At 58.7% G+C, this 20,660-nt stretch carries 21 protein-coding genes; 10 read left to right on the forward strand and 11 right to left on the reverse strand.

Annotated features, from left to right (window positions below):
* Positions 1–13 precede the first annotated feature (13 nt).
* From mnmA to rluE, 3 genes are read right to left on the reverse strand one after another with little or no spacing between them, the layout of a single operon-like run.
* The gene (gene mnmA, locus B2J69_RS18300) at positions 14–1,126 is read right to left on the reverse strand and encodes a tRNA 2-thiouridine(34) synthase MnmA (RefSeq protein WP_081141158.1); all 1,113 of its coding nucleotides are present in this window, start codon (positions 1,124–1,126) and stop codon (positions 14–16) included.
* 43 nt (positions 1,127–1,169) lie between these two features.
* Positions 1,170–1,643, reverse strand: a complete 474-nt coding sequence (locus B2J69_RS18305; RefSeq protein WP_081141062.1) for an NUDIX domain-containing protein — start codon at positions 1,641–1,643, stop codon at positions 1,170–1,172.
* 50 nt (positions 1,644–1,693) lie between these two features.
* Entirely contained in the window at positions 1,694–2,362 is a 669-nt protein-coding gene (gene rluE / locus B2J69_RS18310; protein WP_081141063.1) for a 23S rRNA pseudouridine(2457) synthase RluE, read from the reverse strand.
* Between the two features lie 96 nt (positions 2,363–2,458).
* On the opposite strand from rluE, the gene icd reads away from it, so the two are divergent.
* The 8 genes from icd to umuC all read left to right on the forward strand — a co-directional run bounded on the left by icd (position 2,459) and on the right by umuC (position 9,348).
* Complete coding sequence (gene icd, locus B2J69_RS18315) at positions 2,459–3,709, forward strand: NADP-dependent isocitrate dehydrogenase (RefSeq protein WP_081141064.1); 1,251 nt, start codon at positions 2,459–2,461, stop codon at positions 3,707–3,709.
* Between the two features lie 485 nt (positions 3,710–4,194).
* Complete coding sequence (gene aqpZ / locus B2J69_RS18320) at positions 4,195–4,893, forward strand: aquaporin Z (RefSeq protein ID WP_081141065.1); 699 nt, start codon at positions 4,195–4,197, stop codon at positions 4,891–4,893.
* A 293-nt stretch (positions 4,894–5,186) separates the two neighbouring features.
* The gene (locus tag B2J69_RS18325) at positions 5,187–5,378 is read left to right on the forward strand and encodes a hypothetical protein (RefSeq protein WP_081141066.1); all 192 of its coding nucleotides are present in this window, start codon (positions 5,187–5,189) and stop codon (positions 5,376–5,378) included.
* 275 nt (positions 5,379–5,653) lie between these two features.
* Positions 5,654–5,932, forward strand: a complete 279-nt coding sequence (locus B2J69_RS18330) for a hypothetical protein (protein WP_081141067.1) — start codon at positions 5,654–5,656, stop codon at positions 5,930–5,932.
* 303 nt (positions 5,933–6,235) lie between these two features.
* Positions 6,236–6,448 (forward strand): transcription antiterminator/RNA stability regulator CspE, encoded by a 213-nt coding sequence (gene cspE, locus B2J69_RS18335; RefSeq protein WP_033747854.1) that lies wholly within the window; start codon positions 6,236–6,238, stop codon positions 6,446–6,448.
* 1 nt (position 6,449) lies between these two features.
* Positions 6,450–6,602: a cold shock small protein YmcF gene (gene ymcF, locus B2J69_RS24385; RefSeq protein WP_143806316.1), complete on the forward strand. Its 153-nt coding sequence runs from the start codon at positions 6,450–6,452 to the stop codon at positions 6,600–6,602.
* Positions 6,603–7,664: 1,062 nt separating this feature from the next.
* Complete coding sequence (gene umuD, locus B2J69_RS18345) at positions 7,665–8,084, forward strand: translesion error-prone DNA polymerase V autoproteolytic subunit (protein ID WP_081141069.1); 420 nt, start codon at positions 7,665–7,667, stop codon at positions 8,082–8,084.
* A 1-nt stretch (position 8,085) separates the two neighbouring features.
* Positions 8,086–9,348, forward strand: a complete 1,263-nt coding sequence (gene umuC, locus B2J69_RS18350; RefSeq protein ID WP_081141070.1) for a translesion error-prone DNA polymerase V subunit UmuC — start codon at positions 8,086–8,088, stop codon at positions 9,346–9,348.
* A 21-nt stretch (positions 9,349–9,369) separates the two neighbouring features.
* On the opposite strand, the gene B2J69_RS18355 is transcribed toward umuC, so the two are convergent.
* The 4 genes from B2J69_RS18355 to B2J69_RS18370 form a co-directional block, all read right to left on the reverse strand.
* A complete protein-coding gene (locus B2J69_RS18355) occupies positions 9,370–9,639 on the reverse strand; it encodes a hypothetical protein (RefSeq protein ID WP_081141071.1) in 270 nt (89 codons plus the stop codon).
* 175 nt (positions 9,640–9,814) lie between these two features.
* Entirely contained in the window at positions 9,815–10,054 is a 240-nt protein-coding gene (gene ycgZ, locus B2J69_RS18360; RefSeq protein WP_081141072.1) for a regulatory protein YcgZ, read from the reverse strand.
* Positions 10,055–10,146: 92 nt separating this feature from the next.
* Entirely contained in the window at positions 10,147–10,350 is a 204-nt protein-coding gene (locus B2J69_RS18365; protein ID WP_081141073.1) for a hypothetical protein, read from the reverse strand.
* Positions 10,351–10,500: 150 nt separating this feature from the next.
* Positions 10,501–11,118 carry a TetR/AcrR family transcriptional regulator gene (locus B2J69_RS18370; RefSeq protein WP_081141074.1) on the reverse strand — a complete coding sequence of 206 codons (618 nt, stop codon included), beginning with the start codon at positions 11,116–11,118 and terminating at the stop codon, positions 10,501–10,503.
* Between the two features lie 284 nt (positions 11,119–11,402).
* Here B2J69_RS18370 and uraH point away from each other — a divergent pair, with 284 nt between their 5' ends.
* Positions 11,403–11,825 (forward strand): hydroxyisourate hydrolase, encoded by a 423-nt coding sequence (gene uraH, locus B2J69_RS18375; protein WP_081141075.1) that lies wholly within the window; start codon positions 11,403–11,405, stop codon positions 11,823–11,825.
* 234 nt (positions 11,826–12,059) lie between these two features.
* The gene (locus B2J69_RS18380) at positions 12,060–13,385 is read left to right on the forward strand and encodes a DUF4105 domain-containing protein (protein WP_081141076.1); all 1,326 of its coding nucleotides are present in this window, start codon (positions 12,060–12,062) and stop codon (positions 13,383–13,385) included.
* A gap of 124 nt (positions 13,386–13,509) precedes the next feature.
* Here B2J69_RS18380 and B2J69_RS18385 read toward each other — a convergent pair whose 3' ends face one another.
* The 4 genes from B2J69_RS18385 to treZ form a co-directional block, all read right to left on the reverse strand.
* Positions 13,510–13,695: a con-10 family general stress protein gene (locus B2J69_RS18385; protein WP_081141077.1), complete on the reverse strand. Its 186-nt coding sequence runs from the start codon at positions 13,693–13,695 to the stop codon at positions 13,510–13,512.
* Between the two features lie 336 nt (positions 13,696–14,031).
* Positions 14,032–16,107, reverse strand: a complete 2,076-nt coding sequence (gene glgX, locus B2J69_RS18390) for a glycogen debranching protein GlgX (protein WP_081141078.1) — start codon at positions 16,105–16,107, stop codon at positions 14,032–14,034.
* 70 nt (positions 16,108–16,177) lie between these two features.
* Positions 16,178–18,676 carry a malto-oligosyltrehalose synthase gene (treY, locus tag B2J69_RS18395; RefSeq protein ID WP_081141079.1) on the reverse strand — a complete coding sequence of 833 codons (2,499 nt, stop codon included), beginning with the start codon at positions 18,674–18,676 and terminating at the stop codon, positions 16,178–16,180.
* On the reverse strand, positions 18,673–20,460 hold the full coding sequence (gene treZ / locus B2J69_RS18400; RefSeq protein WP_081141080.1) for a malto-oligosyltrehalose trehalohydrolase: 1,788 nt from the start codon (positions 20,458–20,460) through the stop codon (positions 18,673–18,675). The genes treY and treZ overlap by 4 nt, the downstream gene beginning before the upstream one ends.
* Positions 20,461–20,660 lie beyond the last annotated feature (200 nt).

Raw genomic sequence — 20,660 nt, forward strand, 5'->3', positions numbered from 1 at the left:
CAGCCAGGCCGACTTACTCTGCGATCAGCGGCAGGCGTTCTTCGATAATGCCGCCGCCGAGGCACACCTCGCCGAGATAGAACACGGCGGACTGGCCTGGCGTCACCGCCGCGACCGGCGCGTCAAAGCGCACCTCGATGCGATCGTCGCCGCGCGGCACGATTTCGCAGGGAATATCCGTCTGGCGATAGCGCGTTTTTACCGTGCAGCGCAGCGGGGTGGCGATCGGCTGGCGATCGACCCAGTGCAGCTGCTGGGCGATCAGGCCCACCGACATCAGGCGCGGATGGTCGCCGCCCTGCGCCACGATCAGGCGATTGCGCGCCACGTCTTTGTCCACCACGTACCAGGGATCGTCGTTGCTCTCTTTCAGGCCGCCGATGCCGAGGCCTTTGCGCTGACCCAGCGTATGGTACATCAACCCCTGATGCTCGCCGACCACCTGGCCGTCCACGGTTTCAATCGCGCCCGGCTGCGCCGGCAGATAGCGGCCGAGGAAGTCGCGGAATTTGCGCTCGCCGATAAAGCAGATGCCGGTAGAGTCTTTTTTCTTCGCGGTGATGAGGTCGAGCTGTTCGGCGATGCGGCGCACCTCCGGTTTCTCCAGCTCGCCGACCGGGAACAGGCTCTGGGCGATCTGCTCGTGGCTCAGCGTGTAGAGGAAGTAGCTCTGATCTTTGTTGCCGTCGAGGCCGCGCAGCAGCTGGCTTTTGCCGTCGACGTCCGCGCGGCGCACGTAGTGGCCGGTGGCGATATAGTCGGCGCCAAGATCTTCCGCTGCGAACTCCAGGAAGGCTTTGAATTTGATCTCTTTGTTGCAGAGAATATCGGGATTGGGCGTGCGGCCCGCTTTGTACTCTTCAAGGAAATGCTCGAAGACGTTGTCCCAGTACTCTGCCGCAAAGTTGATTTTATGCAGTTTAATGCCGAGCTTGTCGCACACCGCCTGCGCATCCGCCAGATCGTCCGCGGCGGTACAATACTCCTCGCCGTCGTCTTCCTCCCAGTTCTTCATGAACAGGCCTTCTACCTGATAGCCCTGCTGCTGCAGTAACCAGGCGGATACGGAAGAATCGACGCCGCCGGACATACCGACGATCACTTTTTTCTGGCTGTTGTCAGACATGACGCACTCTTGATTACGATAAAAAAACAGGCGGCGCATTCTATCACGCGTCGGCGTGGCGCGCACCCTCGTGAAACGGCCACTGAAACGGCGCGATCAGATGCAGCGGGTAGCGCGCGCCCTGTTGCCACAGCCGCACGCTTTCGGCGACCAGCGGCGAACGCAGGCAATCGGCGGCGATAATCTGCTCAGGGGTGCGCCACCAGCAGCAGTCGATATCGCTGTCCTGCGGCGCAGTCGCACGCTTCTCCGCCAGGTCGACGCCAAACAGAAAGCGCACGAAAGGCGTATTGTCCGGCGCGATCCACTGCTGCACACCGAGAAAATAGCTGAGTGGGCAGTCGATGCCGGTCTCTTCGCGCAGCTCGCGGCGCGCCGCTTCCAGCAGCGTTTCATCCGCTTCCAGATGACCGGCGGGCTGATTCCAGGTGGCGCGACCGTTGACGCGCTCTTCCACCACTAACAGTTCGCCTTCGGCCTGCACAATACAGGCGACGGTGACATGAGGTTTAAACATCGATCCTCCGGGATTGTTAACCTGACGTTATTGAAAAAGCGCGGCGTTTCTTACGTCGATTCGGTGATGTCGCGCCACTCGCCCGGCGCCAGGGCGTCGAGCCGGTAGTCGCCCATGGCGTAGCGGATCAGACGCAGCGTCGGATGGCCGATATGCGCCGTCATGCGGCGCACCTGACGGTTACGCCCCTCGTAGAGCGTCACCTTCAGCCAGCTGGTGGGTATCGCCTTGCGCTCGCGGATCGGCGGCTGGCGCGGCCACAGCCACGCCGGCTCGGCGACCTTTTCGACGCCGGCGGGCAGCGTCGGGCCATCTTTCAGATTAACGCCATGACGCAGCGCCGCCAGATCCGCCTCCTGCGGCTCGCCCTCAATCTGCACATAGTAGATCTTGCCGGTGCGCTTGCCGGGCTGCGTCAGCGCCGCCTGTAGCGCGCCGTCGTTGGTCAGCACCATCAATCCTTCGCTGTCGCGATCGAGGCGGCCAGCGGCATAGACGTCGCCCACCGGGATAAAATCTTTCAGCGTCTGGCGTCCGGCTTCATCGCTAAACTGTGGCAGAACATCGAATGGTTTGTTAAATAATATGACGCGCCGCGGCCCGCGCGCGCGTGGCGGTTTACGCTGAGCGCCGCGTGGCGTGCGGTCAGCGCGTTTATGCTGGTGAATTTGCTGAGAACTTTTTCGCATGAGATTTGCAGTCGGTGACAATCGGCGCATTATAACGTGAAACAGCGGCGATTGGCGCGGCGTAAATATTCAAGTATCATGGCGTCACATCTTACAATTTATTAACAAAATGCCCAGGAGAGGTTAATGGAAAGCAAAGTAGTTGTTCCGGCGGAAGGTCAAAAAATCACCCTGGATCAGGGCAAGCTCACTGTCCCGACTAACCCGATCATTCCTTACATCGAGGGTGATGGCATTGGCGTAGACGTTTCTCCGGTTATGCTGAAGGTGGTCGACGCCGCGGTGCAAAAAGCCTATAACGGCGAGCGCAAAATCTCCTGGATGGAGATTTACACCGGCGAGAAATCTGTCGAACTTTACGGCCAGGACGTCTGGCTGCCGCAGGAAACCCTCGACCTGATCAAAGAGTACCGCGTCGCCATCAAAGGCCCGCTGACCACGCCCGTTGGCGGCGGCATCCGTTCTCTGAACGTGGCGCTGCGTCAGGAGCTGGACCTTTACGTCTGCCTGCGTCCGGTGCGCTACTACACCGGCACGCCGAGCCCGGTCAAACGTCCTGAAGATACCGACATGGTGATCTTCCGTGAAAACTCGGAAGACATCTATGCAGGTATCGAATGGAAAGCCGGTTCAGCGGAAGCAGACAAGGTGATCAAATTCCTGCGCGACGAAATGGGCGTGAAGAAAATCCGCTTCCCGCAGGATTGCGGCATCGGCGTGAAGCCGTGTTCGGAAGAGGGCACCAAACGTCTGGTGCGCGCAGCGATTGAGTATGCGATCACCAACGACCGCGATTCTCTGACGCTGGTGCACAAAGGCAACATCATGAAGTTCACCGAAGGCGCGTTCAAAGACTGGGGCTACCAGCTGGCGAAAGAAGAGTTTGGCGCTGAGCTGCTGGACGGCGGCCCGTGGATGAAGATCAAAAACCCGAACACCGGCAAAGATATCATCGTTAAAGATGTAATTGCCGATGCGTTCCTGCAGCAGATCCTGCTGCGTCCGGCTGAATACGACGTTATCGCCTGTATGAACCTGAACGGCGACTACATCTCTGACGCCCTGGCGGCGCAGGTTGGCGGCATCGGTATCGCGCCGGGCGCGAACATCGGCGACGAGTGCGCGCTGTTCGAAGCGACCCACGGCACCGCGCCAAAATATGCAGGCCAGGACAAAGTAAACCCGGGCTCCGTAATCCTCTCCGCCGAGATGATGCTGCGTCACATGCAGTGGTTCGAAGCGGCAGACCTGATTGTTAAAGGCATGGAAGGCGCGATCGCCAACAAAACCGTGACCTATGACTTCGAGCGTCTGATGGAAGGCGCGAAACTGCTGAAGTGTTCAGAGTTTGGCGACGCCATTATTGCCAACATGTAATACGCGTTAGCTTCTCACGCCGATCGCCGCACGGGCGGTCGGCGTTTTTTTTGCGCGCGACTGCGGGGTCCGCTTGTATTTTATCGCGCATCACCTCAACTCCGTTAAAACAGGCCGGAAATTTTTTTGCGGCTAAAGATATTTTCTGTTCCGCCTGCGCTTTTTAATTTTTTTTGACGCACACGCGCTATTATTTTTTACAGTGCAATATCATAAGTAACATATAAACAACGTGCATTCCTGTTTGAATTTGAAAAGGGTGAAGCGTACTCGTGGTAATTGATATAAGTCATAAATATCACCTTATTACGCCGTAAAATAGTGCCTGAGTGTTGTCAGGCGACCCGGCTCACGCAACCTCATCAAAATGTAATTTTTATCTTATTGGTATTTAAAATTAACCCTGTTGATGCAGGGTTTTTTTTTGCTCTTTTAATATGACGCCGTCGCGACAGCGTCGCATTATTAATGAAAGGAAAGAGCAAATGTTGAAAAAAATAGCGGCTGAATTTTTCGGCACGTTCTGGCTGGTTTTTGGCGGCTGCGGCAGCGCGCTGCTGGCCGCTGCGTATCCGCAACTGGGTATTGGCTTCGCCGGGGTCGCACTGGCGTTTGGCCTGACGGTACTCACCATGGCGTATGCGGTCGGGCATATTTCCGGCGGTCATTTTAATCCGGCGGTGACGCTGGGGCTATGGGCAGGCGGTCGCGTGACGGCCAGCGCGGTGGTGCCCTATATCCTCGCGCAGGTGCTGGGCGGCATCGCGGCGGGCGCGGCGCTCCTGCTGATCGCCAGCGGCAAACCCGGTTTCGACGCGGCTGCCAGCGGGTTCGCCGCCAATGGCTTTGGCGCGCATTCGCCGGGCGGCTATTCGCTGCTGTCAGCGCTACTGATTGAGCTGCTGCTGACCGCCTTCTTCCTGCTGGTAATCCACGGCGCGACAGATAAAAAAGCGCCGGCGGGCTTTGCGCCCCTCGCCATCGGTCTGGCGCTAACGCTTATTCATCTGATCAGCATCCCGGTGACCAACACCTCGGTTAATCCGGCGCGTAGCACGGCGGCGGCGCTTTTTCAGGGTGGCTGGGCGCTGCAGCAGCTTTGGGTGTTCTGGCTGGCGCCTGTGGCGGGCGGCTGCCTCGGCGGGCTTATTTACCGCTTCCTGCTGCAGAGCAAAGGGGAATGACCGTTCTGCCGCCAGCCTTGTGCTCGCAGCAGGCTGGCGGAAAATAAAACGAAACCGATGCATTGCGCGGCGTTATTTATCCATCTTTTAAAATCAGAATAAGCGGCAGGGCAGCATAAAAAAATATTCTCGCCATATTTATCGGTGCGCCGCGGTAAATAATGCTACGCTTTACTTTCTGGGGTACGTTGTCATGAACGCAGGAAAACCCTTTGCGGCTTTAATTACAAAGACCGCTCACTACTGGACATGCATGAGTGTCTTCTAAACAGCGTTAGCTGATTGAGTTACTTATGCAAGAAGGTTTCTACTGGGTTAAGTCGGGCAGCGAGCCGCTGCAGGTCTGGTATTATCTGGCGCAGTTTGGCTGGTACCGCCCGCAAAGCGCTATTCCTGTCACCACCACCTATTTCAAAATGATGGCGTTTGAAATTATCGGCGACAGATTAGTGCCGCCGTGTTTTCACGCCACCGAATCGCTGTAACGAGAAAGCCTCGCCAGGCGGCGGCATTGCAGGTGCCTGGCGGCGTGACAGGGCGTAAACCACAGATGGCGTTAGCGCAAGAGAACCCGCTGCCTTATTGTCGGTTTCCCTGAAAAAGGCCAGTTTATTTGATTTAAAACAACGTTGCCTGCTCTGCGTAAAAACTGAAGCGCGAAATAACTTTTTTGAACACCGATGATTAACGCACTTGCACTATAATCCGCTGGCCCAAACGGCTATCGGGCGCATGCATTAATTATTATCAGGTGAATAAAGTGAATTATAAGCAGTTTCAAAACAAAATTGAGTCCTGGGAGAAAATCTCTTTTACCGCCATTATATACAGCAAGTATGGTGCGGATTTTGAAATCTATGCCTTAGACGAGCATAGCAATACCAAAAGCAGGATTTTTCTCTGCTACGCCGAAAATGAAGCCGAAGCGCAGAGGCTGGTCGATCAGTTTTCCCTCTGGCTGACGAAGCTCAATAACGTCACGCGCAAGCGTCTCAGCAGCGAGCAGGCGATGAGGGCAGCCCTGGTGCAGCAGGAGTAGCGCCTGCGCCAGGGGCGGTTAACTGGGCGCTGCTACAGCGTCCAGTCGCCTGCCGCAGGCGAGTGTGGCAAGGCTCAACGGCGCGTGCAGAGTTGACTAATTTTTAGCTTGCTAATGTTATCTGGACGTGCGTTAATAGCCTGTCGGTCTGATTAGCAGACAGTTTGAAGGTTAGTTCATATTGTATTTCTCATCTCAGTTAGTGCCGCTCCATGGCCTTCTTTTTGAGTCTTCCTCACGTTCTGATTCGTTTCTGCAATTCAGCCTCTTTTGCCGTAAGGCGCATTAAAAAGGTCAATTATTATGTCGAACAAAATCCTCGGAACCGTTAAGTGGTTTAACTCAGAAAAAGGTTTTGGTTTTATTTCTCCTGAAAACGGCAGCAAGGACGTTTTTGTCCACTTTTCTGCTATTCAGGGCACTGATTATCGCTCGCTTGACGAAGGCCAGCGCGTTGAATTTTCTGTTGAGCAGGGTCCTAAAGGACCGTCAGCAGTTAACGTTGTAGGGCTTTAATATTACCCTTTCAGCCAGACGCTTTCGCTGCCCGTCCTGCCAGAGTTCACAATATCGTGTTTCTGCGTTCGACCAGTGCAAAAGTAATCCCTACGGCGCCAAATGCATTTTTTGCAAATCCGCCATGGTGATTACCGGTATGCTGGCGCGCTAATATTCTTGCGCTCTGCCGAGCAGATAAGCAGGCAGAGGCGTAAAGCCAGGCAGCATCTTATTAAGGCATCCTTCGGGATGCCTTTTTTCGTTGCCGCAGATGCGGCAAGGCGGAGGCTATGCAAAAAAAAGCCCCCAAACGGGGGCAAGGGGTTGGAGTAACAGCCGCTCAGTAAGTCATGTGGATTTCATTACCGAGCCGCTTAAATATAGCCAACTCTCCGCGTCGCTGCCCGTTTGACGGCGGGCAGATCCCGTTCAGCAGGAAAACTATTCGCAGCCTCAGAAAAGGGAGCGGTTGAATTTTATTGTTTTTTTCGTTTCTGAAAACGATTACTAAGAATGCTCTGTAAATAAAATGGCGCGATTTATTGACTCACCAACGCGGCGGGCGAAAAAAACAGGAAAAATGAGAGAGGTGCCAGTAAAAAAACGCCCCCGCAAAGCAGGGGAGAGTCATACTGGAAATAAAACGGACTCGTGGAGCAATATCTCTGGTGGAGGCTTGGGCTCAGAATTCGGTTTAATCATAACATAGTTAAAAAGGGCCGCCAGTGGTTTAAAATAAATAAATGCCTTAGCATCTAATTGTTAGGTATCTAACAATTAAGCGCTGGAAGCCATGAGCGTTTATTTCGCTGAATAATTTGAGTGGTTAATAGTGTCGTTAAAAAAGCGCGTAAAAGTAAAAAAGTCTGAGATTCGGGCGCGCAAAAAGTCAGCCATCAGAGAGGGAGCGCGCGGCGGCAAATAAGGGAAACGCCGCGGCGCAGCGTCACGGTCAGAGAGCAGCAGGAACAGGCTGTCACGTCATCAACGCGCGTAAAAAAGTGGGGGCGAACCCGCCGTGAGTTTTGCCAGGCGCGCTGGTGATATTCACGCCATATCAGTTTGAATTAAGTCGATATTTTGTGCAAATCCCTCTCAGGCCGCGCACGCTTACAAAAAATAATTCCTTCGGCGTCAGTGGTTTCAACATTTTTACCTGCGCTGCGCCTTGCTTAAATCATGAGTTTGATATTACTGTATTTATATACAGTACAGGATAAAAGGAGTCTTTCTCATGAAGTTATATCGCCCTGCAGAGGTGCGCGACCTGCTGCCGCTGCCGCTTTATATTGAACGCGTTCCCTGTGGTTTTCCCTCGCCTGCGCAGGATTACATCGAAAAGCGCATCGACCTTAATGACCTGATGGTGCAGCATCCCAGCGCCACTTACTTTCTCCGGGTCAGCGGCGACTCCATGATCGACGCCGGTATCTGCGAAGGGGATATGATCGTCGTCGACTCCTCTTTAACGGCGAAACATGGCGATATTATCGTCGCCGCCATCGACGGCGAATTCACCATTAAGCAGCTGCGTATTCATCCCTCTATTTTACTGATGCCCGCCAACAGCAAACACAGCCCGATCCCGATTAATACGCCCGACGGCCTGCAGGTGTTCGGCGTGGTGACCTACGTCATTAAATCGACGCACTGATATGTTCGCGCTGGTGGACGTCAACAGCTTTTACGCCAGCTGCGAAACCGTCTTTCGTCCCGATCTGAAAGGGGTGCCGGTGGTGGTGCTGTCCAACAACGACGGCTGCGTCATTGCCCGCAGCGCGGAGGCGAAGGCGCTCGGCATCACTATGGGCGCGCCTTTTTTTAAGCTGAAAGAGGCGCTGCGCAGGCACAGGGTGCAGGTGTTCAGCTCTAACTACGCGCTGTATGCCGATATGAGTCTGCGGGTCATGACCACGCTGGAGGAGATGGCGCCGGCGGTCGAAATCTACAGCATCGACGAAGCCTTCCTTAACCTGAGCGGCGTCAGCTTCTGTCAGCCGCTGGAGGCGTTTGGTCGCGCGGTGCAGGCGCGCGTGGCGCAGGAGACGCATCTGCAGGTCGGCGTCGGCATCGCGCCGACCAAGACGCTGGCGAAGCTGGCCAACTACGCCGCGAAAAAATATCCCGGCACAAAGGGGGTAGTCGATCTTTCTCACCCGGAGCGGCAGCGCAAGCTGATGGCGCTGACGCCGGTAGAGGAGGTGTGGGGCGTCGGCGGACGCATCGGCAAGAAGCTGAAGCAGATGGGGATTGAGCAGGCGCTGCAGCTGGCTGACAGCTCTACCTGGGTGATACGCAAACATTTCAACGTGGTGCTGGAGCGCACGGTGCGCGAGCTGCGCGGCGAAGCCTGCCTGGAGCTGGAGGAGATGACGCCGACCAAACAGCAGATTGTCTGCTCGCGCTCGTTCGGCACGCGGCTGACCGATTACGCCGAGGTGCGGCAGGCGGTTTGTCAGTACGCTGAGCGGGCGGCGGAGAAGCTGCGCCAGGAGAAGCAGTACTGCCGACAGATCGCGGTGTTCCTGAAAACCAGCCCGCATGCGGAAAACGAGCCCTACTACGGCAATCAGGCGACGGGGCTGCTGATGACGCCGTCAAACGATACCCGCGATATCGTGCGCATCGCTACCGAGGCGCTGGACCGCATCTGGCTGGAGGGCTATCGCTATATGAAAGCTGGCGTGATGCTGGGCGATTTTTTTAGCCAGGGCGTGGCGCAGCTGCACCTGTTTGACGCTCACGGGCCGCGCGCTAACAGCGAGGCGCTGATGCAGGTGGTGGATCGGATTAATCAGGCGGGCAGGGGAACGCTCTGGTTTGCCGGGCAGGGCATTGAGAAAAGCTGGGCGATGAAGCGAGAGATGCTGTCGCCCAGCTATACGACGCGCTTTGCGGACCTGCCTGTCGTCAAGTAGGCGACCGGCCTGCGCGCGGCATCAGTGCTTTTTCGCGCCTGCCGAAGCCTGTGCGCTCAGGCTGCGCGGCGGCGCGTCCGCCACGCCGCGCGCGGAAGGGAACTCTTCGCGTATCTCCGCCAGCGCCAGCGTCAGCGCCTGCTTACGGTCGCTGTCGGTTTCCATCACCGCCATGGTTTTCAGGCGGGCCGCCAGCGAAGCGCCAGAGATGGCGGCGTTCTGCTCCAGCAGGGCGGCGACGGCTTCGCCAATCACGTAGTCTGTCAGTCTTTCAATTTTACTTCTGTGCATACCCGCATCTCTTATTACAGTGGTTGCCCGTTAACTGGCCAGAGTGCCTAAAAGCAAGCCATCTGCGCTGGATCGCCTGCGGCGAATGTCCGTCAAAATGCTGTGCCTGACACACTCCACTGGGGATGATGCTGCGGGGAGGGGCTGAACGCAATGGTCAGCCCGAAAATTAAAGTTAACGTCCAAATAACAAGCCGATTAACTTTTGATAATGCTGCTCCTCTTCCGGGCTGGTGGCTGTCGCCAGTCGGGCAAGCAGTTTGGCGCAGATCGCTTTGCGGTTGAGCGGTTTACCCGCGCGCAGGATCTCGACTGCGATTTGACCTAACGTCTCCTGCTCACACGGCAGTTCGGCCTTGCTGAAGTAGTGAGCGATGTCGTTGGCTGCGGTTGGCCTGTTTCCGGTCTGATGCATACACAACCCTTACATATCCGTGTGATTAAAACATGGTCAGTTAAGTCAGGCCTAAACTTATACAATTTTTATAAACTTGTACAGAATGTTCGCTAATTTAATTTGCTGGCCAGCAGGCGAATGGCGCGATCGCAGGCGTCCTGGATAGCAGGATCTTCGGCACGCGCGCCGGCGCGATAGAGCGCGCCAATAATTTCCTGTAAAGGAAGGACTTCCCCAGGCTGCAGGAGCTGGGCTACGACGCGGCCCAGTAACGCATAGATTTCGTCGCGATCGGCCGTTTCATTGGGGTTCACTCTGCCTCCTGAAAGGCGGTAACAACCAGAATATATTTGAATGCATTTATCTCTGTTACGGTTTAAGCGGGAAAAGCACCGGCCTGCTTAACAGCGCGACCTGTGCGGATTATATTTAGGAAATAATTATTTCCTAATACGGCAGATAAATTAATCCAGAATGCCGAGCACCATATTAATCGTTTCCGCGCCGTTAGTCACATCCTGAACTTTACCGACGACGCGCATGCCGAAAGCCACACACAGCAGCAGGCCCGCCGCGGTGTCAACATCCAGCGCGGCGGAGATCGAACCATCCTGCTGGCCTTCCCGAATCAGCGACATCAGGAAATGGCGGTTGCGCAGCACCGCCTGACGCACCAGCTCGGAAAGCTCGTCGTCGAGGCTTTGCAGCTCAACGGTGCTGCCCACCACCAGACAGCCGCGTCGTCCTTCGATTTCACGCGCGGAGTCGAGGTAAAACTGCAGCAGCTCGGCGATGCGCGCTCTGCCGGTGGCGTGCGGCTGCAAACGCGCGCGCAGGTCGGCGTTGCGCACCGAGATATAACGCTCAAACACGCGCAGAAACAGGGTGCGTTTGTCTTTAAACGCCTTGTAGATGCTGCCGGCGGTCAGATTCATCGCTTCGCTGAGATCGGCTACCGACGAGGCGTGAAACCCTTTCTGCCGGAAAACGATCATGGCGTTATCCAGCGCTTTATCGGTATCGAAGGCTCTGGGTCTGCCACGCTCTCTGACGGGCGCGGCCGAGGTCCGGGGTGTCGTCATTGCTCAACTTAATAGAGTGTTTGTTTCCAAATTACCACACTCGGCGCTCAACGGGAAAAAATAAACTTTTGCGCGGTGGTCGTTGCCGTAAAAAAAAGCGAAGCGCGAACGGGAAAAGGCAAAATAAATAAGCAGGCTAAATAGTCATTTTTATTACACAAAGAAAAGAGGGCAATCACGCCGCATTATCGGCTTTCTCAGAAATTTCAGATACGTCACGCAAAATTATACGCTGCGCCGCTGCGGGATTAATCTGGAGGCGTCAACATAAAAAAGGATGACTTATGAAATCTCTGTTAATTTCTGGTGCTGCCGCGCTGATCGCTGTCGCCTGTTCCGCCTCGGCCGCAGAAACCACTGCGGCGAAAAATCCCATCAGCGTTCACGTGCTGAACCTGCAAACCGGCATCCCGACGCCTGGCGTCTCGGTCGAGCTGGATCAAAACCTCAACGGCAACTGGGTTAAGCTCGCCACCGGCGTCACCGACGCCAATGGTCGCATCAGCGCGCTCTATCCGGCGGGCAAGCCGGCGCAGCAGGGCACCTATAAAGTGGTGTTCAAAACCGGCGACTATTATGACAGCGTTAAGCAGAAGACCTTTTTCCCGGAGATCCCGGTGATCTTCACCCTCGACAACAGCAGCCAGCACTATCACATCCCGCTGCTGCTCAGCCCTTACGGCTACTCCACCTACCGCGGCAACTAAGCGGCAGCGGTTACCCTCTGGCCTGAGGCGGCGACGCGCCTCAGGCTTTTTTTTTTTGCCGCACGGGCCGCGTTGAGCGGCAGGCGCGCCGCGGCGAAATTAAGCGAAAACTAATCTTTATCCCGTACGCTGCGCAAACGGTAGGATGGTGCCCAGGGGAGAAGGAATCCCCGTGCCGCAACGCATGCTTCAAGGCCAGCCGGACGTTCAGGATTTTGACGGGAGCCTACCCCTTTGCTGCGACTGCTGTTTTTACTTATGGGCGGACCGGCGCTGCGCGCCAGCTGGCCCGCACTGCTGCTGGCCGGCCTGATCTGCCTCGGCGCCAGCCTGGGCATCGTGCTGGAGAGCCTCTACCACGGCACGCTGTCGGTGCCGCTGCTGCTGCTGGGGCTGTTTTTAACCGCCGAAGGGCTGCTGCAGGCGTGGCGCGCGCGCGCCGGCTTTGACCGCGGCTGGCCGGCGCGGATTAACGCGCTGGCGCTGCTACTGCTGGGCGCGGCCTTGCTCGCCGCGCCGCATGAGAAGGGCGACTGCGTCGCCTGGCTGTTCGCGCTGGCCTTTTTCTTCGACGGCGGCTTTCGCCTTATCTCCTGTGGGCTGATGCGCTGTCGCCGCTGGCACAGCAAGCTGGCGATTGGCGGTGGCGAGTGGCTGTTCAGCCTGGCGATCGTCGCCAACTGGCCGCTTTCGCACCGCGTGCTGATCCCACTAGGCTTCGCTCTGGTGCTGCTGGGCTGGGCCTGCTCGCTGCTGCAGATGAGCAGGCAAATTCGTGCCCTGCCGGCGGAGACCAGCGTCGCGGCGCTGCCGCTGTTTACCCGCAAAGGGGTGCGCAAAGCACACGGCTTCAACTATCGCCACGTTGCCTGCGCGCAGGCGCCCGCCAGCGTGCCGCTGACCATCTATATCTGGACGCCGCTGGGGTCGGGCAGCGTCGCCGGACGCCGCCCCTGGTTTGACCGCTGGGTCGCCGCTATCGATCATCGGGGGAAGGTCTCCACCGGCCACACTTCGCTGGCGATGGGCGATGCGCTCTACGTCAGCTTTTATCCGGTAGAGGATATGAGCTGTAGTCTGGGCGGCTTTTTACAGATGCTGCATGCGCGCGAAGAGAACGACGTGGCCGGCTTTCACCAGCGCTCGCTGGAGCAGGAGATCAAAGCCTGGTGCCTGCCGGATAAGCGTCTCACGCTGACGCACTACAACCAGCAGGCGCTGGCCAACTACTGGGCGAGCCACGGCCAGGATTGCCGCTACAATCTGACGTCGCGTAACTGCTCGACCAGCGTGATGCAGGCGCTCGACGTCGCCACCGAGGGCCTGCTGGGGCTGCGCGGCTTACGCGGCTACGCGGCGCTGCTCGATCCCGACTTCTGGCTGCTGAGCCTGATCCGCAGCCGGGCAGAGGGAATGACATGGACGCCTGGGCTGGTGATGGATTATGTTGAGGTGCTGCGGCGCGTGCTGGCGGCGCAGCCGGAAGGCAACAGCCGCCGTTATTTATACGCCGAAAAAGAACCAGCCGGTAATAGGGCGTATCACACCGGGCGTGGCTAAATTTTTCACCGGCAAGGGATATTTAGCAGAAGGAAGAAAGAAATGGCGAAATATAAAAAAATAGCTGGCTTGCTTCGCGGGTAAATAAAAGGCCGGGAAACGATTTCCCGGCGCTGTTTGCGCGTTAACCTGCGCTTTTATCGGCGGCTGAACGGCGGCTGAGCTTGCCGCCAACGCGTCCTGCCTCGACGGCGCGTTCGCGATTATATTTAAAATTACCGCTGCTCATCTGGCCGCCTTTTTTCCCCGCTTCACGCGCTCTGTCAGGATTTTCGGCAAAATTACCTGCTCCACCACGACGCTGAGTCATATTAATTCCTCTCTGTATAAAAATAATAATAACGAAAAAGAGTTTCAACGCGAATTAACTATGTGTGGAGAATGGCGATTTTGCAATGTGACATTTGAGATGAATATTTAGCGATTTTCAGGGCGCAAATAACGCAGCGCGGGAAAGCGCAGCCTAATTGCCTGCCGGCTAACGAAAAATAACGTTAATATGTACAACTTTTATAATAGCTGTACAATTTAGCGCATAGTGCTAATCTGTGATGTTCATCACAAAAATAAACGCAGTTTTTCATGACGAATAGCATAAAAAAACGCAGCGTCCGTTAGCGGGACGCTGCGTGCGCAGGTGAGAAAATTACGGGCGACGGAACAGCGCGAGGCTGCGGCCTTCCAGCTCGAAATCCTTCTCTTTGGTGATCACCAGCCCACGGTTATCGTTATCGGAGGTGGTCAGCTCCAGCACCCAGCCGCCTTCGCCGAACTGCGGAATGCGGAACGGCACCGTGCCTTCAAATGGGTTAATCAGCATCAGCACGTCGTGCCAGATGCCTTCCTCGGTTTGCAGGTCCGGTCGGCCGATATAGACGCCGAGCGTCGAGCCTTCTTCCCACTGTTCTTCCTGCTGAAAACCGCCGCCGGCGTTAAACCACTTGATCTCCATGCCGTCGCGCCAGTTTTCGCGGCGCAGCAGCGGCTGCTCGGCGCGCAGGCGAATAACGTGGCGGGTAAACTCGCGCAGTGCCTCGGCGCTGGCGGGCAGGTTATCCCAGTGCACCCAGGAGATCTCACTGTCCTGACAGTAGCCGTTGTTGTTGCCCAGCTGACTGCGTCCGAACTCGTCGCCCGCCAGCAGCATCGGCGTGCCGTGGGAGAAGAAGAGCGTAGCGAGGAAGTTGCGCTTCTGGCGTTCGCGCACCGCGTTAATGCCTTCATCTTCGGTCGCGCCTTCCGCGCCGTAGTTGTAGGAGCGGTTGTCGTTATGGCCGTCGTTGTTATCCTCGCCGTTCTCCTCGTTGTGCTTCTCGTTGTAGGAGACCAGATCGTTCAGCGTAAAGCCGTCATGGGCGGTAATAAAGTTGACGCTCGCCCAGGGACGACGGCCGCGCTGATCGTAGAGATCGCCGGAGCCGAGCAGGCGCGCGGCGAAATCGGTAGAGACGTTATCGCCCTTCCAGTATTCGCGCACCGTATCGCGGTATTTGTCGTTCCACTCCGCCCAGCCCGGCGGGAAGCCGCCGACCTGATAGCCGCCGGGGCCGATATCCCAGGGCTCGCCGATCAGCTTCAGCTTTGACAGCACCGGATCCTGCATCATGGCGTCAAAAAAGCCGCCGCGCTGATCGAATCCTTCCGGCTCGCGGCCGAGAATGGTGCCGAGGTCGAAGCGAAAGCCGTCGATATGCATCGATTCCGCCCAGTAGCGCAGCGAGTCCATCACCATCTGCAGCACGCGCGGATGGGAGGTGTTCACGGTGTTGCCGGTGCCGGTGTCGTTGATGTAGTAGCGGTGCTGATCGGGCAGGGTGCGGTAATAGGAGAAGTTATCGATCCCCTTGAACGAGAGCGTCGGCCCCAGCTCGTTGCCCTCCGCCGTGTGGTTATAGACCACATCGAGGATCACCTCGACGCCAGCGTCGTGGAAGGCGCGCACCATGTCGCGGAAGCCCTGAATGCCGCGCGGCCCGTAGTAGCGCGGCGCGGGAGAGAAAAAGCCGATAGAGTTGTAGCCCCAGAAATTTTTCAGCCCTTTATCCAGCAGATGCTGATCGTCCGGGAACCAGTGCACCGGCAGCAGCTCTACCGAGGTGATGCCCAGGCTTTTGATATAGTCGACCGTGGCCTGATGTCCCATGCCCTCGTAGGTGCCGCGCAGCACCTCCGGCAGCGCCGGATTGAGCTGGGTGAAGCCCTTGACGTGCGTCTCGTAAATCACCGCGTTCGGCCAGGCGATAGTGGGACGGTTGTCGTCCTGCCAGTCGAATTCGTTAGGATCGATGACCCGACACTTGGGCATAAACGGCGCGCTGTCGCGCGTGTCGAAGGTCAGATCCTTATCCTCATGCAGCAGATCGTAGGCAAAGTGCGCCTCGTTCCACTCGATATCGCCCGCCAGCTCGCGCGCGTAGGGATCGATCAGCAGCTTGTTGGGGTTAAAACGGTGCCCGTTCTCGGGATCGTACGGGCCGTGAACGCGATAGCCGTAGAGCGCGCCCGGCTTCAGGCCCGGCACGTAGCCGTGCCACACCTCATGCGTAAACTCCGGCAGCGCCAGGCGCGCGATCTCGTGCTGGCCGCTCTCATCAAACAGGCACAGCTCGACCCCTTCAGCGTGGGCGGAAAAAAGGGCGAAGTTGACCCCTTCGCCATCGTAGTTGGCGCCGAGCTGCTGGCCCGAACCGGCCGTAATTTCAAAGTGTGTATCCTGAGACATTTATCCCTCTCCATCCAGTAAGACGCTATCCACAAAAACCGTGATGAATGACATGGTGTATTCCATTCTGTCAGACGCTGATAAGCACCAGCGGCGCGCCGCTGTTAAGCGCGACAAGGCTAAGCCGATCGGTCAGGTCACACATTTCTCCCGTAAAAACATTGCGATAGCGGCGCTGCGCCAGCGGCTCTGTCAGGGCGATCGCCGTGCTCTCGCCGTAGCGCTGACGGGCAAAGGCGAGGCGCGGCACCACCACGATCAGCGCGTGCTGCGCATCGGTGCGGGCAAAGGCGAGGGCGTGCGACGCCTCGGTCCCGCCAATCACCAGCGGCAGATAGTCGCCGTGGCGGAACAGCGCGGCGTGCTGCTGGCGCAGCGGCAGCAGCGTGGCGATAACCTGCTGCTTGAGCTGGCCGCTTTGCCACCCTTCCGGCGCGGAGAAATCGCCGGTTTGGTCCAGCATGCGCTGCAGCGCGTCGAAGTCCGGCTCCAGACGGTTGTCGGGATCGACCAGGCTGAAATTCAGCGCTTCGCTGCCCTGATAGATATCGGGCACGCCTGGCGCGGTGAGCTTGATTACCGTCTGGCTCAGGGAGTTAATCAGCCCGGCGGCGATAAAGGGCAGCAGCGCCTGGCTGAAGTCGGCGAGGAATTCGGCGTTATCCGGCGAGAGCAGGCGGCGCGCATAATCGAGCACCGCTGTTTCATAGGCCTCGTCGCCGTCCGCCCAGTTGGTGCGCAGCTTCGCCTCGCGCAGCGCCTTCTCGACAAAGCCGGTAAAGCGCGGTTCGATAGCTGCCAGCTCGGCGGCGTCGGGCGCGCCGGAAGCGGGCCAGACGCCCGCCAGCGCCTGGTAGAGCATCCACTCTACCGCCGGTTCCGGCGCCGGGCCGCTGGCGAGCGCCACCACCGCGTCGTGGTTCATCTGCCGCCAGCGCGCCACATGCTGCGCCCAGCGCTGCGGCGACTCCGTCAGGGTGTAGAGGCGCGCGCGCGCATCTTCGCCGCGCTTGGTGTCGTGCGTAGAGGTGCCGGTCAGGCCGTCTGGCTGACGTTCGCGCCGCGTCTGCATTTCGTCGTGAAAGCGCGCCAGCGAGAAGGGGCGCGGCAGCGGCTCGGCGCCGACCTCATTCAGCGCCAGCGCCATATGCTGGCGGAAAAAGAGCGTGTCCTCGACCGACTTGGCCATCAGCGGGCCGGTAAGCTGCTGAAAGCGGGTGCGGAAGGTGGCGGCGTCGTGGGTGACGGCCGCATCGAGATCGCCGATCATAATGCGCAGCAGCAGATCCAGCGCCGCAGGCTGCAGGCCGGGCGCGTCGCGCCGCACCGCGTCGGCCACGCGCCGCAGCAGCGCCGCGCCTTCCGGCGGCATGCCCGCCGGGGTGCCGTAGCTGCGATAGACCGGGAAGGCCACCAGCAGCTCGCGCAGCGCGGCGCGCAGGTCGCTTTCCTGCAGCGTCTCGCCGGACGCCTCGGCGATGGCGCCCGCCAGCTTCAGCAGCGTGGTGAATTCGCCCTCGAAGTTTTTGTCCGCCATCAGCTGCTTGGCGGCGCGCAACTCGGCGCGCATATCCACCGGCGCGCCGACCGTCTGGTCGTAGGCCTGGCGCAGCGCGGCGATCTGTCGGCCATCCACCAGCGCATCGGAGAGCGAGGCGATAAATTCATAGCCGGTGGTGCCGGAAACCGGCCAGTCCGCCGGCAGCTGTTCACCTTCGCCGAGGATTTTCTCCACCGTGATATAGCATTCGGCGCCGGCATGCTGGCGCAGCTGCTGCAGATAGCCTTTGGGATCGGCCAGGCCGTCGACGTGATCCACGCGTAGTCCGGTCACCGCGCCCGAATGCACCAGCTCGAGGATCAGCCGGTGGCTGTCGTCGAACACCACGGGATCTTCCACCCGCACGCCCGCCAGCCCGGTGATTTCAAAAAAGCGGCGGTAGGAGAGGTCGCGCGGCGCGTCGCGCCACGACATCAGCCGATAGGGCTGGCGCTCGTGCAGCGCGGCGATCTGCGCCTTGTCGGTCAGCGCCAGCACCTCCGCTTCCTCTCCCTGCCAGCTCGCCGGCGAGAGCGGATAAAAGCTGTCGTAATAGGCGAAGGCGGGTTTGCCGCTGGCCGGATCGGCCTTGATGGCGATTTCGCCTTTTTCCAGCGCCGCGTCAAAGCTGTCGCCTAAAAACGGCAGCGTCAGGCGGCGCGTCCAGTCGATGTCGAAGTAGCGCGCGTAGCGGCTCTGCTCGCCGTGCTCAATCACGTCACGCCACCAGGCATTCTCCAGCGAGGCGGCCATATGGTTCGGCACGATATCGATAATCAGCTCAAGGCCCGCCTGCTGCAGCGTCGCCACCAGCCGGTCGAAACCGGCGCGGCCGCCAATCGCCGGATCGATTTCATTGGCGTCGGTGACGTCGTAGCCGTGGGTCGAGCCGCGGGTGGCGGTGAAGATCGGCGAGGCGTAAAGATGCGTGATGCCGAGCCGTTTAATATAGGGCACCAGCGCCGCCGCGCGGTCGAAGGTCATGCCGTTGCGAAACTGAATGCGGTAGGTCGAGGCAGGAATACTCATTGGGCGTCTCCCTTTTGCAGGCGCACGATAATGGCGTTCTGCGGCAGATCGCGGCTCTGTTCTGGCCAGGCAAAAATCGTCTCGCCGGGCTGCTCAGGCAGCGGCTGCGTTTTCTCGCCGATATTGAGCGCCAGCGACAGGGTGCCGGCCGGGAAGCGCCAGCTCACCTGGATAAAACCCGCCTCGCTGCGCTCCACGCGGCCAGCATGGCCGCGCGCCGAGGCGAGCAGCGGCACGATATGCTGCTGACGCAGCGCCAGCAGACGGCGCGACAGCTGCAGCCAGGCCTTGCCCTCGCTGCTCTGCGGCTTGTTCCAGTCGAGCTTCGAGCGGGTAAAGGTCTCTTCCGCGTTTGGGTCCGGCACGCTTTCGCCTTCATGCCCGGCGTGACCGGCGAACTCCTTCGCGCGTCCCTCGCGCACCGCTTTTGCCAGATCGCCGTGGAAATCGGTAAAGAAGAGGAAGGGATTGGTTTCGCCATACTCTTCGCCCATAAACAGCAGCGGAATATGGGGCGAGAGCAGCAGCGTGGCGAGCAGCACCTTATTGCGATCCGCGCCGGTAAGGCTAATCAGCCTTTCGCCCAGCGCGCGGTTGCCGACCTGATCGTGGTTCTGGATAAAATCGACAAAGGCCGCAGGCGGCTGGCCGCGGCTGTCGACGCCGCGCGCCTCGCCGCTGTGGGGTGAGACTTCGCCCTGATAGGCGAAGCCTTCCGCCAGCACGCGGGCGACATATTTTTCCGGGTGCGGGGTGAAATCCTGGTAATAGGCGTGGCTTTCGCCAGTGGCGAAGACGTGGACGGCGTTGTGGAAGTCGTCGTTCCATTCGCCGCTGAACAGCGGGGCGTTGGCCTGTTCATCGCGCGGATGGAGGAACACTACGTTGCGGCTGTCTTCGGTGGTGAGATGGATCGGCCGGTCGGTGATCGCTGCGCGAATGCGCTCGGCGATCTCAATCAGCGCATGTTTCTCAGAGGTATCTTCGATCTGATCGATGGCGTCGAAGCGCAGCCCGTCGAGGCGGTACTCCTGCAGCCAGTAGAGCGGCGCCTCCACGATATAGCGGCGCGCGGCGTCGACGTCGTAGGCGATGCCTGCGCCCCAGGGCGTGGCGCGCTCTTTGTGGAAGAAGTCGGGCGCCAGCAGCGGCAGGTAGTTGCCTTCCGGGCCGAAATGGTTCAGCACGATATCCAGCACCACCGACAGCCCGTGACCGTGCGCGGCGTCGATAAAGGCTTTGAAGTCGTCAGGCGTGCCGTAGGCGGCGTGCGGCGCATAGAGCAGCACGCCGTCGTAACCCCAGCCGCGGTTGCCGCCGAACTGCGACACCGGCAGCACTTCGATCATGGTGATGCCCAGCTCCGCCAGATAGGGCAGCTTTTCAATCGCCGCCTGGAAGGTGCCCTGCGGGGTAAAGGTGCCGATATGCAGCTCGTACACCACGCTCTCTTCCCAGGCGCGGCCCTGCCAGTCCTGATGCTGCCAGCGATAGCGCGTGGGATCGACGACCAGCGACGGGCCGTTGACCGACTCTTTTTGCGCGCGCGAAGCGGGATCCGGCACCACCGTGCCGTCAGCCAGTACAAAGTTATATTCGCTGTCGGGCGCGACTCCATCGGCAAGCAGTTCGAACCAGCCATCCTCAGCCGAACGCATCGGCGTCTCCTGGCCGTTAAGGCGCAGCGTCACCTGCTGCTGGCCGGGTGCCCAGAGACGAAAGCGAACGGCATCGTCGGCGACAACTTCAGCGCCCCAGCTCTTGGAAAAGTGTGCTGACTCCATTCAATAACCTCGTCTGAATCAAAAGTGATCGATAAACCACACCGCGCGGCTCAGGTCCGGCGATGCAGGCTGCAAAGGGTAAGACGGAAACGATTCTGATACGTCGTCGGCGGCACGCGTGTCTGCTGCGGCCGCGCCGTATGCGGCTCTCTACGACGCCATACGAAAATCAATCATAGTCCACGCTGGAGGAGTTGCTG

It is taken from the genome of Pantoea latae, assembly GCF_002077695.1.
In the GTDB taxonomy this organism is placed as follows: Bacteria; Pseudomonadota; Gammaproteobacteria; order Enterobacterales; family Enterobacteriaceae; genus Pantoea; species Pantoea latae.

Bases quoted from the DNA above. Each gene is read 5' to 3' on its own strand.
- umuC (WP_081141070.1), top strand. From the start codon at position 8,086: ATGTTCGCGCTGGTGGACGTCAACAGCTTTTACGCCAGCTGCGAAACC.
- aqpZ (WP_081141065.1), top strand. From the start codon at position 4,195: ATGTTGAAAAAAATAGCGGCTGAATTTTTCGGCACGTTCTGGCTGGTT.
- rluE (WP_081141063.1), bottom strand. From the start codon at position 2,362: ATGCGCCGATTGTCACCGACTGCAAATCTCATGCGAAAAAGTTCTCAG.
- cspE (WP_033747854.1), top strand. From the start codon at position 6,236: ATGTCGAACAAAATCCTCGGAACCGTTAAGTGGTTTAACTCAGAAAAA.
- mnmA (WP_081141158.1), bottom strand. From the start codon at position 1,126: ATGTCTGACAACAGCCAGAAAAAAGTGATCGTCGGTATGTCCGGCGGC.
- uraH (WP_081141075.1), top strand. From the start codon at position 11,403: ATGAAATCTCTGTTAATTTCTGGTGCTGCCGCGCTGATCGCTGTCGCC.
- B2J69_RS18385 (WP_081141077.1), bottom strand. From the start codon at position 13,695: ATGACTCAGCGTCGTGGTGGAGCAGGTAATTTTGCCGAAAATCCTGAC.
- treZ (WP_081141080.1), bottom strand. From the start codon at position 20,460: ATGGAGTCAGCACACTTTTCCAAGAGCTGGGGCGCTGAAGTTGTCGCC.
- icd (WP_081141064.1), top strand. From the start codon at position 2,459: ATGGAAAGCAAAGTAGTTGTTCCGGCGGAAGGTCAAAAAATCACCCTG.
- ycgZ (WP_081141072.1), bottom strand. From the start codon at position 10,054: ATGCATCAGACCGGAAACAGGCCAACCGCAGCCAACGACATCGCTCAC.
- glgX (WP_081141078.1), bottom strand. From the start codon at position 16,107: ATGTCTCAGGATACACACTTTGAAATTACGGCCGGTTCGGGCCAGCAG.
- B2J69_RS18355 (WP_081141071.1), bottom strand. From the start codon at position 9,639: ATGCACAGAAGTAAAATTGAAAGACTGACAGACTACGTGATTGGCGAA.
- B2J69_RS18370 (WP_081141074.1), bottom strand. From the start codon at position 11,118: ATGACGACACCCCGGACCTCGGCCGCGCCCGTCAGAGAGCGTGGCAGA.
- B2J69_RS18325 (WP_081141066.1), top strand. From the start codon at position 5,187: ATGCAAGAAGGTTTCTACTGGGTTAAGTCGGGCAGCGAGCCGCTGCAG.
- treY (WP_081141079.1), bottom strand. From the start codon at position 18,676: ATGAGTATTCCTGCCTCGACCTACCGCATTCAGTTTCGCAACGGCATG.
- umuD (WP_081141069.1), top strand. From the start codon at position 7,665: ATGAAGTTATATCGCCCTGCAGAGGTGCGCGACCTGCTGCCGCTGCCG.
- B2J69_RS18305 (WP_081141062.1), bottom strand. From the start codon at position 1,643: ATGTTTAAACCTCATGTCACCGTCGCCTGTATTGTGCAGGCCGAAGGC.